This is a genomic window from Nocardia sp. NPDC005998, from assembly GCF_040614395.1.
Taxonomy (GTDB): Bacteria; Actinomycetota; Actinomycetes; order Mycobacteriales; family Mycobacteriaceae; genus Nocardia.
The window spans coordinates 36,367-51,917 of record NZ_JBEXUI010000043.1 but is presented as its reverse complement, the minus strand read 5'-3'; the positions used below and the strand labels follow the sequence as shown (position 1 = coordinate 51,917).

At 66.0% G+C, this 15,551-nt stretch carries 13 protein-coding genes; 9 read left to right on the top strand and 4 right to left on the bottom strand.

Annotation, left to right across the window (positions count from 1 at the left end):
- On the bottom strand, positions 1–906 hold the full coding sequence (locus ABZ293_RS35875) for a LysR family transcriptional regulator (protein ID WP_355188106.1): 906 nt from the start codon (positions 904–906) through the stop codon (positions 1–3).
- A gap of 71 nt (positions 907–977) precedes the next feature.
- On the opposite strand from ABZ293_RS35875, the gene ABZ293_RS35870 reads away from it, so the two are divergent.
- The 3 genes from ABZ293_RS35870 to ABZ293_RS35860 all read left to right on the top strand — a co-directional run bounded on the left by ABZ293_RS35870 (position 978) and on the right by ABZ293_RS35860 (position 3,563).
- Entirely contained in the window at positions 978–2,345 is a 1,368-nt protein-coding gene (locus ABZ293_RS35870; protein ID WP_355188104.1) for an FAD-binding oxidoreductase, read from the top strand.
- A 155-nt stretch (positions 2,346–2,500) separates the two neighbouring features.
- Positions 2,501–3,385, top strand: a complete 885-nt coding sequence (locus ABZ293_RS35865; RefSeq protein ID WP_355188102.1) for an SPFH domain-containing protein — start codon at positions 2,501–2,503, stop codon at positions 3,383–3,385.
- Positions 3,386–3,392: 7 nt separating this feature from the next.
- Complete coding sequence (locus ABZ293_RS35860; protein ID WP_354957685.1) at positions 3,393–3,563, top strand: toxin-antitoxin system HicB family antitoxin; 171 nt, start codon at positions 3,393–3,395, stop codon at positions 3,561–3,563.
- Between the two features lie 85 nt (positions 3,564–3,648).
- Here ABZ293_RS35860 and ABZ293_RS35855 read toward each other — a convergent pair whose 3' ends face one another.
- Positions 3,649–4,545 carry an SDR family NAD(P)-dependent oxidoreductase gene (locus tag ABZ293_RS35855; RefSeq protein ID WP_355188100.1) on the bottom strand — a complete coding sequence of 299 codons (897 nt, stop codon included), beginning with the start codon at positions 4,543–4,545 and terminating at the stop codon, positions 3,649–3,651.
- Between the two features lie 43 nt (positions 4,546–4,588).
- Between ABZ293_RS35855 and ABZ293_RS35850 the strand changes: the two genes are divergently transcribed.
- Together ABZ293_RS35850 and ABZ293_RS35845 are read left to right on the top strand one after the other, a co-directional pair.
- Complete coding sequence (locus tag ABZ293_RS35850) at positions 4,589–5,176, top strand: TetR family transcriptional regulator (protein WP_355188098.1); 588 nt, start codon at positions 4,589–4,591, stop codon at positions 5,174–5,176.
- A 181-nt stretch (positions 5,177–5,357) separates the two neighbouring features.
- Positions 5,358–5,945, top strand: a complete 588-nt coding sequence (locus ABZ293_RS35845; protein WP_355188096.1) for a hypothetical protein — start codon at positions 5,358–5,360, stop codon at positions 5,943–5,945.
- 3 nt (positions 5,946–5,948) lie between these two features.
- Here the strand turns inward: ABZ293_RS35845 and ABZ293_RS35840 are convergent, their stop codons facing one another.
- Complete coding sequence (locus tag ABZ293_RS35840; RefSeq protein ID WP_355188094.1) at positions 5,949–6,803, bottom strand: class I SAM-dependent methyltransferase; 855 nt, start codon at positions 6,801–6,803, stop codon at positions 5,949–5,951.
- Between the two features lie 289 nt (positions 6,804–7,092).
- On the opposite strand from ABZ293_RS35840, the gene rpsA reads away from it, so the two are divergent.
- The 4 genes from rpsA to ABZ293_RS35820 all read left to right on the top strand — a co-directional run bounded on the left by rpsA (position 7,093) and on the right by ABZ293_RS35820 (position 12,628).
- Complete coding sequence (gene rpsA, locus ABZ293_RS35835; protein ID WP_354957690.1) at positions 7,093–8,562, top strand: 30S ribosomal protein S1; 1,470 nt, start codon at positions 7,093–7,095, stop codon at positions 8,560–8,562.
- A gap of 175 nt (positions 8,563–8,737) precedes the next feature.
- On the top strand, positions 8,738–10,177 hold the full coding sequence (locus tag ABZ293_RS35830; protein WP_355188092.1) for an SPFH domain-containing protein: 1,440 nt from the start codon (positions 8,738–8,740) through the stop codon (positions 10,175–10,177).
- Positions 10,178–10,429: 252 nt separating this feature from the next.
- Complete coding sequence (locus tag ABZ293_RS35825) at positions 10,430–11,974, top strand: alkaline phosphatase family protein (protein ID WP_355188090.1); 1,545 nt, start codon at positions 10,430–10,432, stop codon at positions 11,972–11,974.
- A 21-nt stretch (positions 11,975–11,995) separates the two neighbouring features.
- Positions 11,996–12,628 (top strand): helix-turn-helix domain-containing protein, encoded by a 633-nt coding sequence (locus ABZ293_RS35820; RefSeq protein ID WP_355188088.1) that lies wholly within the window; start codon positions 11,996–11,998, stop codon positions 12,626–12,628.
- On the opposite strand, the gene ABZ293_RS35815 is transcribed toward ABZ293_RS35820, so the two are convergent.
- Positions 12,615–14,780 (bottom strand): MMPL family transporter, encoded by a 2,166-nt coding sequence (locus ABZ293_RS35815; RefSeq protein ID WP_355188086.1) that lies wholly within the window; start codon positions 14,778–14,780, stop codon positions 12,615–12,617. The genes ABZ293_RS35820 and ABZ293_RS35815 overlap by 14 nt on opposite strands.
- Between the last annotated feature and the right edge of the window lie 771 nt (positions 14,781–15,551).

The following is a 15,551-nucleotide window of genomic DNA, read 5'->3' as shown; positions in this document are numbered from 1 at the left end:
TCAGCGGCTACCCAACCCGATACGGAGCTGCCCCAGTAGAACTTTCGCGGCCGGGCTGCCGGGGCGATCCCGGCGCCAGGCCAGTGCGAGCCGACCATGTAGCTCCGGCTCGATGATCGGTCGCACCCGCACACCGAATGCCGCGGCCTCCGCTGCCGTCAGCGCGGGTACCACCGCGATGCCGAGGCCACGGGCGGCCAGCCGCAACAGCAGCGGGGGAGCGGCGGCCTCGAATGCGATATCGGGCTCGAATCCCGCTGCGGCACAGGCGCGATCGAATACACCCCGGATTCCGGTGCCGCGCGGCAGACAGATCAGCGGGTGCTCGCGGAGTTCGGCGAGTGCGATCGCGGCGTGGCCCTTGTCATCCGCCGTGTTGCTCGACCCGTCCGCCGCGACCACCGGTGTATCGAGCACCACATCGATACCGACATCGGCGCCGATCTCCGCCCCGGTCAACCCGATCAGCGCGATATCGAGTTCACCGTTGCGCACCGCCGCCAGCATGCGTTCGGAGGTGTCCTCGGTCAGGCTGATGCCGACCTGCGGGTGGTCGTCGTGAAAATCCGCCAGCACCGCGGCGATATCGAAATCCTCGGTCGCGGTGCCGGAGATACTGCCGACGCGGACGTGTCCACGCAGCAGTCCGGTGAATTCGTCGACCGTCGCGGTGATCCGTTCGGTTGCCGCAAGGGCGGCCCTGGCATGTGACAGCACCGCCGCGCCCACTTCGGTCGGCGTCACTGCGCGGCTGCCGCGATCGAGAAGTTGTTGTCCCAGTTCACGTTCCAGCTGACGGATCTGTGCGCTCAGCCCGGGCTGGGCCAAGTGCAGCCGGGCGGCGGCGCGGGTGAAGTTGGCCTCCTCGACCACGGTCACGAAGTAGCGGAGCTGGCGCAATTCCATAACTGTCGATTATAGCTGCGAGCAGAGCTATCTTTTGTACTTCTGACTCGAGTGCGGGCATCGTCTAAGGCATGGCAAACACGGCAGAGCAGATCATCGACACCTTCACCGGCCCCGTCTTTCGCCCCGGCGACACCGGATATGACGCGGAGATCGCTGGCTTCCAGGCCGCGTACACCCATCGTCCCGCGCTGGTCGTCGGCGCGGTGCACGCCGAGGATGTGCGCAGCGCGGTGGAATACGCGGCGCGCAATGGACTTCCGGTGGCGGTTCAGGCGACTGGGCACGGGCTCTCGGTTGCGGCCGACGGTGGTGTGCTGATCAGCACCCGCAGAATGACCGATATCCGGATCGACCCGCAGACCCGGACCGCCCGCGTTGGCGCGGGAGTGCGTGCGGGCGCGTTGGTCGAGGCCGCCGCGCAGTATGGGCTCGCACCGCTGAACGGGTCCTCGCCATCGGTCGGCGTGGTCGGCTACAGCCTGGGTGGCGGATTGGGCCTGCTGGCAAGGCAATTCGGCTATGCGGCCGAACATGTGCGCGTCATTGAAATCGTCACCGCCGATGGCCGGGTGCGCGCCGTGACACCCGGTGACGAACTCTTCGGTGCGGTGCTCGGCAGCGGCGGCAACTTCGGCGTGGTGACCGCGCTGGAACTGGAGCTCGTCCCCGTCGCCAGCGTTTACGGCGGCCAGCTGGTCTTCGACACTCCGCTGGTCGAGCACGCCCTGGAAGTGTGGAAGGACTGGACCGCAACGCTTCCCGAGGAGCTGACCTCGACGGTCACCGTCATGACCTTCCCGCCCATCCCGCAGATTCCGGAACCGCTGCGCGGGCGCTACGTCGCCTCGATCCGAATCGCCTACAACGGATCCGCCGAGGACGGGGAGCGGCTGGTGGCCCCGCTGCGTGCGGTCGGGGATCGGCTGAAGGACGACCTGCGGGTCATGCCGTACACCGAATCGCACACCATCCACAGCGATCCGGATCATCCGCATGCCTACGCCGCCACCAATGCGCTGCTGGGTGAGTTGACCGGAGAAACGTTGTCGGCCTTGCTCGCCGCCACCGGACCCGAATCGCCGATCGAGGCGGTTGCCGACATCCGGCATCTCGGCGGAGCGCTGCGCCGCGGCGGCCCCGCGGGCATCGCGGTAGACAATCGTGACGCCGAGTACATCGTCCGCATCATCACCATGCCCGGACCGGATGCGGGCGACGCGGCCCCCGAGGATCATGCGGTGGTGCGTGCGGCACTCGCGCCATGGACCGTCGGCCACAGTCTGAACTTCCTCTACGGCGCGGGTGCCGCCGCCGACGAAGCACAGACCCGGGGTGGCTATGCGCCGGATACCTATGCGCGACTGACCACGCTGAAGGCGAAGTACGATCCGCGCAACATGTTCCGCTTCAACCGCAATATCAAGCCCGCGAATTGACGCGTGGGTCGTTCCGGTGGCTGCACCAACCGAAGCCCTGCACGGGTCGAATCCGTGCGGGGCTTCGTCATTGCCGCGAACGCACGAAAGCGGGAGTGCGCGGCACCCGCTTCGGTGCTATCTTCGTGATATCACTTTGATACTCGGAGGATGTCATGAAGCTTCGGTCGGCATTCCACACCAACGGCTTTGCCGTGCTGGTGTCCTGGTTTGTGCTCACGCTGCTGATCGGTGGCGGAGCCATCGCTGGCTATGCCGCGGCGGCGAACCACGACAATGTGCCCGCTCTGGTCGGCGCGATCGTCGCAACCGTTGTGGTGGTGGTGCTCCTGCTGTCGGCGACCGGTCTCACCGTGGTGAATCCCAATGAGGCCAAGGTCGTTCAGTTCTTCGGCCGTTATATCGGCTCGCTCAGCGAACCCGGCTTCTTCTCCGTGGTGCCGCTGACGGACCGCCGCAGCATCTCGCTGAAGGTACGCAACTTCGAAACCCAGAAGCTCAAGGTCAACGATGCCGACGGCAACCCGGTGGAGATCGCCGCCGTCGTGGTCTACCGGGTGGTCGACAGCTTCAAGGCCGCGTTCTCGGTCGACGACTACACGGAATACGTGGAGACCCAGTCCGAGGCGGCGGTGCGGCATCTGGCGACCACCCACCCGTACGACGCGCACGACAAGGGCACCACCAGCCTGCGTGACGGCACCGAAGTGGCCGAGGAATTGACCATCGAACTGCGCGAGCGCACCGATTTGGCGGGCATCGAGGTCATCGAGGCCAGGATCACCCACCTCGCCTACGCGCCGGAAATCGCCCAGGCCATGCTCGTGCGGCAGCAGGCGGCGCAGGTGGTCGCCGCGCGCACCCGGATTGTCGAGGGTGCGGTCGGCATGGTCGGTCTGGCACTGGACCGGCTCGCCGAACAGGGCGTTGTCGAACTCGACGAGGAACGCAAGGCTGCCATGGTCTCGAACCTGCTGGTCGTCCTCTGCGGTGACCGAGCCACCCAGCCCGTCGTCAATACCGGCTCGCTCTACGCCTGAGTCGCGCATGGCCGAGCGCAAGAAGATCCTGCTACGCCTCGACCCGTCGATACACGAGGCCATCGCCCAGTGGGCTGCCGACGACCTGCGCAGCATCAACGCCCAAATTGAATACGCATTGCGTCTCGCGTTGAAACAGGCGGGTCGCGGTCCGAAGACGAAGCCGGTCGAGGAGTAGCCGGGGTAGCGAAATGTGCTCTGCCGCAACGATGCCGAACACCGACCGGTGTTCGGCATCGTCGGTATTCGCATCCGGTGATGCGTCAGCGCGTGAGCTCGCCGAGCAGTTCCAGACTGTCGGTGTACAGCGCATGTTGCGCGGCGCGGTCATAGGAAGCCTTCGATGACGGCTTCGCGGTGTGGCCGACGAAATACTGACCGGTCACCTCGGCGAGTGCCGGATCGGTGACGAGTCGGGCCAGATCGGCGCCCGAGCGGCGCGGAGTATTCACGCCGGGCAGTAGCACCAGACCCCGGGCGACCGTGCGCCACAACAGTTGTGCGGCCGCCCCGGCATCCCTGGCGAGTCCGGTGCCCGGCATCAGTCCCGGATCGAACGCATTCACCGTGATACCGCGCGCCGCGAGCTGCCGGGCCAATTCGTAGGTGGTCTGCACATTGGCCAATTTCGACGTGGTGTAGCGGCGGCGGCCGTCGCGCTGCGCGGATTCGGTCGGTTCGGGCGGATAGGCGAGTCGGTGAACGTTGGTTTCCAGCGGATGCGGCATGCCGGTGAACTGATCCGGATCATGCGTGCCCGAGCTGACGAAAACGATGCGGGCGGGGGCGATCAGGTCGTCCAGCAGCGCTTGGACCAGTGCGAGGTGTCCGAGATGGTTGACGCCGAAGGTTGCCTCGACGCCGTCCTCGGTGTAGCTGCGCTGGGTGAACTGGAGTCCGGCATTGCATACCAGCGCGCGCAACGGCGGCAGCCCGCCGCGGCCCAATTCGTCGGCGAAATGCGCCACCGAGGTGAGTGCGCCGAGGTCGAGCGCCATTCCGCGCGCGCCGATGGTGGCGGCTTCGGCTCGCGCCCGGTCGGCGTCGCGTCCGGTGACGACGACTGTCCACTGCGGATCGGCGGCGAGCGCCCTTGCGCATTCGCGGCCGAGTCCGCTGGTGCCACCGGTGATCAAGACAGTTCTGTCGCTTGTTGTCATATGGCACAGTCTGCCATATGGCGTGACATGCAACAATGTTTGCATGTCACTGCGGGATCGGAAGAAGGAGCGGACCAGGCGGGCGATCGCCGATGCCGCGCTGCGGTTATTCGTCGAACATGGCTACGACGCCGTGACCGTTGCGGATATTGCCGCCGAGGCCGACGTCGGGACGCGCACCCTGCACCGCTACTACCCGAGCAAGGACGAACTGCTCTTCGCCGAGGACGACGAGCATCGCGCGGAACTGGCGCGGCTGCTGGCCGCCCGCCCCGCCGAGGAATCCCCAGAGGAAACCATGGCCGCGGTCATCGGTCCGCTGGTCGAACGCTTCGGCGACCGCCTCGTCGACATGCGGGCGCGCGACGCGCTGATCGCGGCCACCCCGGCCCTGCAGGCGCGCGAACTCGCCAAGCGAAACGCGGTGGAATCCCTACTCGCCGAACACCTCGCGCGCCGGATGGGCGTCGAGGTCGGCACCGATGTGCGGCCGCTGCTGTGGGCCAAGGTCGGCATGGCCAGTTTCTTCGCTGGCTACGAAATCTGGCTGAACACCGGCGGTGACCTGGGCTCGCACATCAGCGACGCGCGTGCCGCACTGCTCACCGAAGTTCGTTCGGCCGCTATCTGATCCGGGCGCTCCCGAACCGTAGGAAACACCGGATGCGGGGTATGCGGCGTCGTCGCATTGCGTGCGCTAGGCGATGCAGAGCAGGAGCGGCAGCAGTGTCGGCGCACCGCATTTGGCCGGGATTACCTGCACGTGATCGTTGCCACGGACTCTGGCAGGTGGACCCGGGTAGCGTGATCGGGTGCCAATATCGTTCGACACCAGCGGATTACAGCAGCTCGATACCAGTGCCTGGCGCGATCCCGCGACCGGGGACATCGTTCAACTGTCCTACTTCGATCTGGTGCCCGACCTGCCCGCACCGCTGACGGATCTGGATACGCTGCGCCGCAGACTCGCCGAGATCCACGCCGAAAGCGGCTGTCTCATCGAGGCTTTCATTGTCGGAGTCGATTCGCAGCCCGCCCTGCTGCGGCTGCAGAAGATGCGGCTGCCCGATCAGCCGACGGGGCTCGTCTTCGCCGCATCGCTCACTGTGCCGAAGGCGAACTGCAGTGCGGTCCTGCAGATTCTGTGCCCGGAGACCGGCACCACCGGAATCCGCGAGGCGGTGCTGGCGCTGGAGATCGGCTTCGACAATATGTACCCGCCGCATCCGTACGCACCCGGTCTCCAAGGTGCACTGCCCTTTAACGCGGCCGATGACCACCGCTGGGACGACCAGTTCCCCGAGCACCCGCTCTCCCGCGCCCGCCGGTGGGTGGCGCGGACCTGCCCGGCCGCCCGCATCGATCCGAATTTCGCGGCCCTGCCCGCGTTCCCGGGGTGAGCCTCAGTCGCGAGCCGGTTTGTGGGTGACGAAGATGGCGGTTCCGGGGAACAGCTCGCCGCGCAGTGGACTCCACTGCCCCCATTCGCGGTCGAGCCATTCCGGCCAATCCGGTTCCACGATGTCATCCAGCACCAGCCCGGCGGCCACGATCTCGCGCACCCGGTCACCGATCGTGCGGTGGTGTTCGACGTAGGTCGGCGTGCCATCGTCGTCGACCTCTACATAGGGCGTGCGGTCGAAATACGGAATCGAGGCGGTCAGCCCCGCGGGGCCGGGATCGTCCGGAAAAATCCACCGCATCGGATGGTTCACCGAGAACACCCACCGGCCACCGGGCCGCAACACCCGCGCGACCTCACGCATCACCAATTCGGAATCCGCGACGAACGGCACCGCGCCGAAGGCCGAACAGGCGATATCGAACGATGCGTCGGCAAAGGGCAGTGCCTCCGCCTCTGCCTGTACCAGCGGCACCTGCGGCCCGCCGCATGCCATTGCCGCCAGCCCCCGCTCGAGCATCCCCATCGAGAGGTCCAGCCCGATCGCCTGCGCCCCTTGCCCGGCCAACCAGCGCGAACACGGTGCGGATCCGCACCCGATCTCCAGGATCCGTTTGCCCGCGATCTCGCCGAGGAAGTGGTGATCGCCCTCGTGTAGGCCCTCCGGGCACCAGATGAATTCGCCGCCCGGAGAGTCCACGCCGAGAAAATCGGCGTGTGTTTCGTGGTACTGGGTGGCATCGGCGTCCCACCAGCGGCGGCTGGCCCGCTGGCTGGCAACCGAGCCGATCCGGGTCCGCGCGGTTCCGGTGGTCCCGAGCAGTGCGTTTGCTTGCGCATGGCGATCTTCCGACACGCCGATAGCCTAGTGCGGCGTGGCGTGTGGACCGGTTTGCCCGGCTGGACCAAGGTCGCGTACGCTGAACCAGCGAGTGTCCAGGGTACTGCCGTACCGGTGTCGTTGCAGTAACAGTCTGCGACGGCGACTGTACTGAAGTAACAGAGCGCTCGTGCTGAGTTTCACAAGCGTTTGCGTGCGGTACGTTCATTGTGTCCGTCACGTCGCGTCATCGCGGTGAGTTCGCAGCGTACCGAAAGTTCCAATGTCCGCAACCGACCACAATCCGTCCGGAGCAAACCGACATATGCCCACCACCGTCACCTCGCCGCAGGTAGCCGTCAACGACATCGGCTCCGCCGAGGACTTCCTCGCCGCCATCGACGCCACGATCAAGTACTTCAACGACGGCGACATCGTCGAAGGAACCATCGTCAAGGTCGATCGTGACGAGGTCCTGCTCGACATCGGTTACAAGACCGAAGGCGTCATCCCCTCTCGCGAACTCTCCATCAAGCACGATGTCGACCCCAACGAGGTCGTTTCCGTGGGCGATGAGGTCGAGGCTCTTGTTCTCACCAAGGAGGACAAGGAAGGCCGCCTGATCCTGTCGAAGAAGCGGGCGCAGTACGAGCGTGCGTGGGGCACCATCGAGGAGCTCAAGGAGAAGGACGAGGCCGTCAAGGGCACCGTCATCGAGGTCGTCAAGGGCGGCCTGATCCTCGACATCGGTCTGCGCGGCTTCCTGCCCGCCTCGCTGGTCGAGATGCGTCGCGTCCGCGACCTCCAGCCGTACGTCGGCAAGGAGATCGAGGCCAAGATCATCGAGCTGGACAAGAACCGCAACAATGTGGTCCTGTCCCGCCGCGCCTGGCTCGAGCAGACCCAGTCCGAGGTCCGCAGCGAGTTCCTGCACCAGCTGCAGAAGGGCCAGGTCCGCAAGGGTGTGGTCTCCTCGATCGTCAACTTCGGTGCCTTCGTGGACCTGGGCGGCGTCGACGGTCTGGTGCACGTCTCCGAGCTGTCCTGGAAGCACATCGACCACCCGTCCGAGGTTGTCGAGGTCGGCAACGAGGTCACCGTCGAGGTGCTCGACGTCGACCTGGACCGCGAGCGGGTTTCGCTGTCGCTCAAGGCCACCCAGGAAGACCCGTGGCGTCAGTTCGCCCGCACCCACGCGATCGGCCAGATCGTGCCGGGCAAGGTCACCAAGCTGGTTCCGTTCGGTGCGTTCGTGCGCGTCGAAGAGGGCATCGAGGGCCTGGTGCACATCTCCGAGCTGGCCGAGCGCCACGTGGAGGTGCCGGACCAGGTTGTTGCGGTCGGCGACGACGCGATGGTCAAGGTCATCGACATCGACCTGGAGCGTCGCCGGATCTCGCTGTCGCTGAAGCAGGCGAACGAGGACTACCACGCCGAGTTCGACCCGTCGAAGTACGGCATGGCCGACAGCTACGACGACCAGGGCAACTACATCTTCCCCGAGGGCTTCGACCCCGACACCAACGAGTGGCTCGAGGGCTTCGACAAGCAGCGCGAAGAGTGGGAAGGCCGCTACGCCGAGGCGGAGCGTCGCCACAAGATGCACACCGCGCAGATGGAGAAGATGGCGGCCGACGCCGCGGCCGAGGCCGCGAATGGCGGCGGCGCGTCGAACTACTCCTCCGAGAGCGGTGCGCAGTCCTCCTCGTCCAGCCAGGCCGAGCCCGCTGGCGGTTCGCTGGCCAGCGACGCCCAGCTCGCGGCCCTGCGGGAGAAGCTCTCCGGCAACGCCTGATATTCGGGTAGAGCACTAACAAAGGCCCCGGTCCGATCGGACCGGGGCCTTTGCTATTCGGTGTGCGGCGGCTTTCAGCGATGGCTGGTGTGGTGGTTCCCGGCCCTGCACGTTGGTTGTGCGTCAACTGAATTCGCCAGGTAGTTCACCGGATTCGCCGGTAATGTGCCCGGTCATGGGGAGCAATCCGGGCAAGAATGACTATCTCGACCAAGTGGTGGCGCAGCAGGCGGCGCTGGCGGGGGATCTGCGTACACGCAAGCCCGCGGCCGCACCGGCGCCGCTGGCGGCTCCGGGGGCACCGGCCGCGCCGGGTGGCCCGGTGCGACGCGGTGCGATGGCGAAACGGGCCGATCGGGTCGGGCCCACACCGCAGGGCAGCGGTCCCGGCCCGGTGGAGGTCCGGATCACCGGATTCTGGCGCTGGCAAACGGTTTTGGTGCCGCCCAATGCCTTTGTCGTGCACACCCGCCGCGGTCGCGCCGAACCGCTGCATATCGGGCTCGGCGTATCGTTTCGCTTCGACCCCGCGACGGACTCGTATCCCGTTGTGCCGGGCGCGATGCAGACGATTCTCATCAATGCCTACTGCATCTGCAGCGAATTGCAGGGTGTGCTGGTGCAGGGCTATGTGCAGTGGATCATCGAGGATTTCGGCACGGCCTACCGCAAGCTCGACTTCTCCGATGACGAAGATCCCATGCAGCTGGTCAATATTCAGCTGCGCGAGCAGGCCGAGGCGGCGATCAAGGACAAGGTCTCCACGATGGGCGTGCGCGATGTGCTCAGCGATAAGCAGCCCATCATCGAGGAGCTGACCGCACGCCTGCGCGCGGTCGCCGAAGGCAGCGCCGATCGAAATACCAAGGCGGACAGCGATCGTGGACTCGGCTTGCGCATTGTCACGGTCCAGATCAAGGAGGCGGTGGTCAGCTCCTCGACGCTGTGGGTGAACCTGCAGAAGCCCTACCGCAGTGCACAGAACCAGATCGCCCGGCTCGCGGAACTCGCTGCGCAAGAGGTGCTTTCGGCTCGCGAAACCGAAGCGAATCGGGTTGCCGAAGAGCGCAGGATCGAGAATGAACGCGAACTGGCCGAACTGCGGGCACGCAACGAGGCCGCGCGATTCGACCGGGAGACCGCGGAACGGTTGCGGCGCACGACCCGTGAGCACGATGACGAACGCGCGGTCGCCGATCTCGCACAGGAGACCGCGCTGCACGCCTTGCGGTTGGAGCGCGAACAGCATGCGGAGCGGGCCGAAAACCTGCGCAGGACACTGGAATTGCGAGAGCTCGAGCTCGACGGTGAAATCGCCGTCGCGGCCAGGCGTTCGCGGGCGGCCCATGATGACGCGCTGCTCGATCTGGAACGCGATCGGATTCGGATCGAGAACACCAATCAGCGCTCGGCCTCGGCGACTCGAGCGCAGCTGGTCGATTCGCTGCCGCAGATCGTCGCGCAGTTGCCGACGCCCGCCGAACTCGAGACCTATCAGCTGGGCGGCGACTTGTCCGGGCTGTCCGTGCTCATCGGTCAGTTGACGGGGGTACTCGAAGCGTGGTCGTCGGGACGATCCGTCTCCGAGTCCAGCAAGCCCCGGCTCGACGAATAGGTTGCGCCGCAGATCGTCTCGACTGCCCGCTCGGTCCGGCCGTCGGCTGCGTGCGCCACGCCGACTGGAATCGCGTCGTGCGACAGCTCGCGTAGGCTCCGGCGCACGTAAGCGGCGTCATAGCGATATGTCGGACGATTGACCAACTTCACCGGGAAGCGTGATCTACTTCGCGGTAGGGTGCAGGCGGATAGGCGGCGCCCGGCTCGATCGAGCCCGTCGGACCTGGTCACGAGGGAAGGAACAGCACGCATGTGCGCAGCGAGTCCGTTCAGCGGTCTCAACCGGAGGCAGTTCCTGGCGAAGGCTGCCGCGGCCGGAGCGGTCGGCGCATTGGCGTCCTGGGCCAATCCGATCATCGAGCGTGCCTATGCCGCCGATCCGGCGGGCACCGGCGGGCTCGGCGATATCGAGCACTTCGTCCTGCTCATGCAGGAAAACCGTTCCTTCGATCACTATTTTGGCACCATATCCGGTGTCCGCGGCTTCGGCGAGGCGTCGAAGGCCTGGCAGCAGTACGGCTGGACGCCCGGCGTCGGCCCCAGCGCGGACGGCTTCGTCAACCCGTTCCGCCTGGACACCACACGTGGTGCGACCCTCGACGGTGAATGCATCAACGATCCCGACCACACCTGGGCTGGTATGCACCGGGCCTGGAACGGCGGCGCCAATGATCAGTGGATGCCGATGTCCATCGCCAGCGTAGGCCCGGCCAATGCCCCCGCGGCCATGGGCTACTACCTGCCCGAGGATATTCCGATCCACCACGAACTCGCGGATGCGTTCACCATCTGCGATAACTACCACTGTTCGGTCCTGGGCCCCACCGACCCGAACCGTCTGTACTGGATCAGCGCCACCATCGACCCGGACGGGGTGGCGGGCGGACCGCTGCTGGAAACGCCCACCCTGATCCCGCAGCACGTGTACAGCTGGCGGACCTACCCCGAGAATCTGTCCGAGGCGGGTGTCAGCTGGAAGATCTACAACAACCGCGATGTCGGCCCGCTGTCCTCGGTGATCCTGGACGGCATGCTCGGCTGCTTCACCCAATCGGCGGATCCGAATTCCGAACTGGCGCGGCGTGGTCTGGCACCGGTGTACCCCAACGACTTTCAGGCCGACGTCGCCAACGACACCCTGCCCGCCGTCTCCTGGGTGATCCCGTCGCTGATCAACTGCGAACATCCCGCCCTGCCCGCGGCCTTCGGCGCATATGGCATCGTGCAGCTGCTCGACATCCTCACCTCCAATCCGAAGGTGTGGGAGAAGACCGCGCTGATCATCAGCTACGACGAGAACGGCGGCTTCTTCGACCATGTCACCCCGCCGACCGCACCGGCGGGTACGCCGGGTGAATTCGTCACCGTGCCGTTGGATCGGGTGAAGGCGTCGAATGGCATCGCGGGTCCGATCGGTTTGGGCTATCGCGTTCCCGGCCTGGTGATTTCGCCCTACAGTCGGGGTGGGCTCGTCGCCTCGGAGACCTTCGACCACACCTCCCAGCTGCGACTGCTGGAAACCCGGTTCGGCGTCGAAGTGCCGAATCTGACGCCATGGCGGCGCAGTGTCACCGGCGATATGACCTCGACCTTCGACTTCGGCTCGACACCCAATGCGGCCAAGCCGGTGCTGAGCGATCCGAAGCCGAAGATGGATGCCGCGGTCGCTCAATGCGGGCCGAATGTGGCGCTGGGCACGGCGACCACCGGTGTTCCGTATCCAGTGCCGCCCAACCAGACGCCGACCCAGCAACCCGGCACGCGACGCAGGCCGAGCGGCATCGTGCGGGGGTAAGCCGCGGGTATTCTTGCCCTGATGTCGGAGTCCGCCGTGGAGTATCCCTCGACCGCCTGGGAGCGCAGGAAGATCGAGGCGATGAGCCGCATCCAGCAGGTGGCGCTGGATCTGTTCGACGAGCACGGGTACCGCAATGTGACGGTGGAGCGGGTCGCGGCGGCGGCCGGTGTGTCGCCCAGTTCGGTCTACCGGTATTTCGGCACCAAGGAAATGCTGGTTCTCTACGACGAGGCCGATCCCCGGGTGCTGGATGTGATGCGGACCGCGGGCGGTGGCGAAATCGTCGAGCCCGCCGAGTTGGTGCGGATCGCGCGGCTGATCGTGCCGGTGCTGATCGAGTCATTGCTGGCCCCGGAATCCGAACTGCGGATCCGCAGGCGCCTGCAGTATGTGGTCTCGATTCCGGAGATCCGAGATGGCCAAACCCGCCAGATGCGGGATATGGCAGACCAATTCCGACTGCTGTTCGCCGAGCGGACCGGCCGCAGCTCCGACGATCTGGCCATCGGCATCGCGGCGGCGGCCGGGGTGTGGGGTTGTGTCGCGGCCCTGGACCATTGGGCAGCAACGGGTTTCACCGAACGTCTCAAGGATGTCTATACCAAGGCCATCGGATCGATCGTCGATTCGATCGAGGTCATGTTCCGCTAGTCGAGCTGGCTGCCAGCGCGCGCGGGACCGGACGCTTGCCGAACCGCGGCAGCCACCAGTTCCACCGGCCGAACAATTGCATGAACGCGGGCACCAACACCAGCCGGACCAGCACCGCATCGATCGTAATGGCCACGGCCAGTGCGAACCCGATCTGCTTCAGCTCCAGCACATTCGCGGTCAGGAAGCTGGCGAAGACCGCGACCATGATGGCGGCCGCCGCGGTGATCGGCCGCGCGGTGCGCTGCAGCCCATCGGCGACCGCGGCGGTATTGTCGCCGGATTCGTTCCAGTGCTCCTTCATCCGCCGGATCAGGAATACCTCGTAATCCATGGACAGGCCGAACAGCACCGCGAAGACCAGCATCGGCAGATACACCTGCAGGAATCCGGTGCTGTGGAATCCGAGCGCGGATTCGCCGATGCCATGCTGGAATACCGCGACGGTGAGGCCGAGCGCGGCGCCGGTGGCGAGCAGATTCAGCAGAATCGCCTTGAGCGCCAATACGATACTGCGGAACGCGACGATCAGGAATGCCAGCGATATCGTCAGCACGAGTGCGATCACCCACGGGAAGCGAGCGGTGATCCGGTGCGACACATCGGCGAACGATGCGGAAGTCCCGCCGACCCGAACCTCGACACCATCGAGAGCCGCTGCACGAGAACGGATATCGGCGACCACATCGGTGGCCGCGGTCGAATCGAATGCGGCCTTGGGGACCACGACGGCGAGCGCTCTGCCATCCGCCTGCTGCGGCAGCACCGTGGCGATGCGCGGATCGCGGGCCAGCTCGGCGACGAATCGGTTGGTGTCGGAACGGGTTTCGTCGCTGAGCGGTCCGCCGTCCGGGCCGGTGAGGACCACCTCGATCGGTGCGAGCAGACCGGGCCCGAAGTTCTGCTGGACGAGTTCGGTCGCCTGCCCAGTCGGTCGATCCGCCAGCGAGCTGAGCCCCATATCGACGCCGTAGCGAATGCCGGTGATCGGTGCCGCCGCGGCAAGCAGCAGACCGACACCGATCGCGCCGAAGAGCACGGGGCGTCCCATTACGGTATGCGCCCACCGGGCCCACCCACTCGATGCCGCCGCGGATCGGACCTCGGCCGGTCGCAGCCGGACCGGCAGCGCGCCGCGATTCACCGCCGGACCCAATATCGCCAGCAATGCGGGCAGCAGGGTGAATGCCGCGATCAGGGTGGCGATGACCGCGACCACCACGCCGGTCGCGACGCCGTTCAGCATCGGCAGTCCGACCACCGACAGCGCGCACAGTGAGATCATCACGATGAATCCCGACGCCAGGATGGTGCGGCCGGTCGTATCGATGGCGGTGCCGACTGCCGCCGCGATGGCCTCGGTGGATTTTCGGTCGCGCACGCCGCGACGGGTCAGCTCCTCGTTGAATCGGCTGACGATGAACATCGCGTAGTCGATCGCGGTGCCGGTCGCGATCATGGTGGCCACCGAGAGCACTAGCGAATCGAAGGTGAGGAAGGTGGTCAGGCCGAATAGCGCCCCGACGGCGACCGCGATGCCCGCCGCGGTGACCGTAATGGGCAGGGTGGCCGCGACCACCGCGCCGAGGGCGAGCACCAGCACCGCGGTCGCCACCGGCAGGCCGATGGCTTCGGCGCGCTGCATATCGGCGGTCTCGATGTCGATGAGGTCGGCCTGTGCCGGCGCGAATCCGGTCATCATGACCTCGACACCGGAACCCGATGCGGCCGCCAGCTCGGTTTGCAGCTCTCTGGCGATCTCGACGCGTTCGGGTGTCTCGCCGTTCACGCCGACAATGCCGAAGGCGGTATGCCGATCGGCCGAGATCTGGGCCGCCGCATTGCCTTCGAACGGGCCGATTGCCCCCGCTACCCCCGCGGTAGCGCGGGTTGTGCCGAGTGCCCGATCCAGCACCGCACGGAATTCCGGTGTGTCGACCGTGTGCTGGGCGGAATGGAAGACGATGAGGTCCTGTTCGGTGCCGAAGCGCGCGAAGTGTTCGGCCACAAGGTGATCGACGGCAACCGATTCGGAGCCGGGGACCGAATAGTCGGGGGTACTGAGGCGGTCGTGCAGGGCCGGATAGGCCGATCCGCAGGCAATGACGAACAGCAGCCATGCGCCGAGCACGATGCGCCGATGGCGGGCCATCAGGACTCCCCACCGACCGACGGCGCCCGGTTTCCCTGAGCTGATGGACTCCGCTGAGCCAGGTCCGGTTGCGGTCAGCTGAACCATCGCCCCTCCAGAAGATAGCAACCTGAGAGTCACTCTCAGATATTTTCAGCCATCGTAAGGAGGGGTGCGGAGAAAGTGCAAGTGACTGTCAGGATGATGCGGCTGGTGGCGGCAGCACAAAGTGACCCAGCTCCGATTGGGCTGGGTCACTGGAAGTCTTTGGCCGGATGGGCGGCTGGGCTCAGTTGGCGGTCGCAGGTGCCCAGTACGCCGTCGCCGCAGCGGAGCGTTTTCGCATGGCGGCGAAGCTGTGCCGCGCGGGGCTGATCAGCGCGGTGAACCATGAACGGCGGTGCTCAGCGAGCGCAGCCGCGACGGCGGGGTGCTTGATGCAGTGCATGCCCCCCGCTCTTCCCAGACGGTGGCGACCCGCCTGGTTGATTTTGGTGCCCAATGGTGGTCCTTTGCTTTGCGGGTACTGGCCTGGATCGCCTCGGCGAAGATTAGCCGAACGAAAGTGGTCGGCAGAGTATTTTGCGCAAGTAATTGCCTTGGCGTGTCGGAAAGTTGTCGCTCGCGTGCGCGATTCGACCGGAAATGTTGCGAGATGGTCTCGACGGAGTCACGGATCGGGCAAATGGCGTTTCAGATGGTGGAATGCGCGGCGCTAGTGGGTATTCGCCCCGATCGGGTGCGGTTCGCGGGCCAGGGCGTTCGTTCGGTGGGTGCTCGCGGATGCGAGAC

Excerpts from the sequence above, each read along its gene's own strand:
- ABZ293_RS35830 (WP_355188092.1), top strand. The coding sequence starts at position 8,738 with ATGGGGAGCAATCCGGGCAAGAATGACTATCTCGACCAAGTGGTGGCG.
- ABZ293_RS35860 (WP_354957685.1), top strand. The coding sequence starts at position 3,393 with ATGGCCGAGCGCAAGAAGATCCTGCTACGCCTCGACCCGTCGATACAC.
- ABZ293_RS35855 (WP_355188100.1), bottom strand. The coding sequence starts at position 4,545 with ATGACAACAAGCGACAGAACTGTCTTGATCACCGGTGGCACCAGCGGA.
- ABZ293_RS35820 (WP_355188088.1), top strand. The coding sequence starts at position 11,996 with ATGTCGGAGTCCGCCGTGGAGTATCCCTCGACCGCCTGGGAGCGCAGG.
- ABZ293_RS35865 (WP_355188102.1), top strand. The coding sequence starts at position 2,501 with ATGAAGCTTCGGTCGGCATTCCACACCAACGGCTTTGCCGTGCTGGTG.
- ABZ293_RS35815 (WP_355188086.1), bottom strand. The coding sequence starts at position 14,780 with ATGGCCCGCCATCGGCGCATCGTGCTCGGCGCATGGCTGCTGTTCGTC.
- ABZ293_RS35870 (WP_355188104.1), top strand. The coding sequence starts at position 978 with ATGGCAAACACGGCAGAGCAGATCATCGACACCTTCACCGGCCCCGTC.
- rpsA (WP_354957690.1), top strand. The coding sequence starts at position 7,093 with ATGCCCACCACCGTCACCTCGCCGCAGGTAGCCGTCAACGACATCGGC.
- ABZ293_RS35825 (WP_355188090.1), top strand. The coding sequence starts at position 10,430 with ATGTGCGCAGCGAGTCCGTTCAGCGGTCTCAACCGGAGGCAGTTCCTG.
- ABZ293_RS35875 (WP_355188106.1), bottom strand. The coding sequence starts at position 906 with ATGGAATTGCGCCAGCTCCGCTACTTCGTGACCGTGGTCGAGGAGGCC.
- ABZ293_RS35850 (WP_355188098.1), top strand. The coding sequence starts at position 4,589 with ATGTCACTGCGGGATCGGAAGAAGGAGCGGACCAGGCGGGCGATCGCC.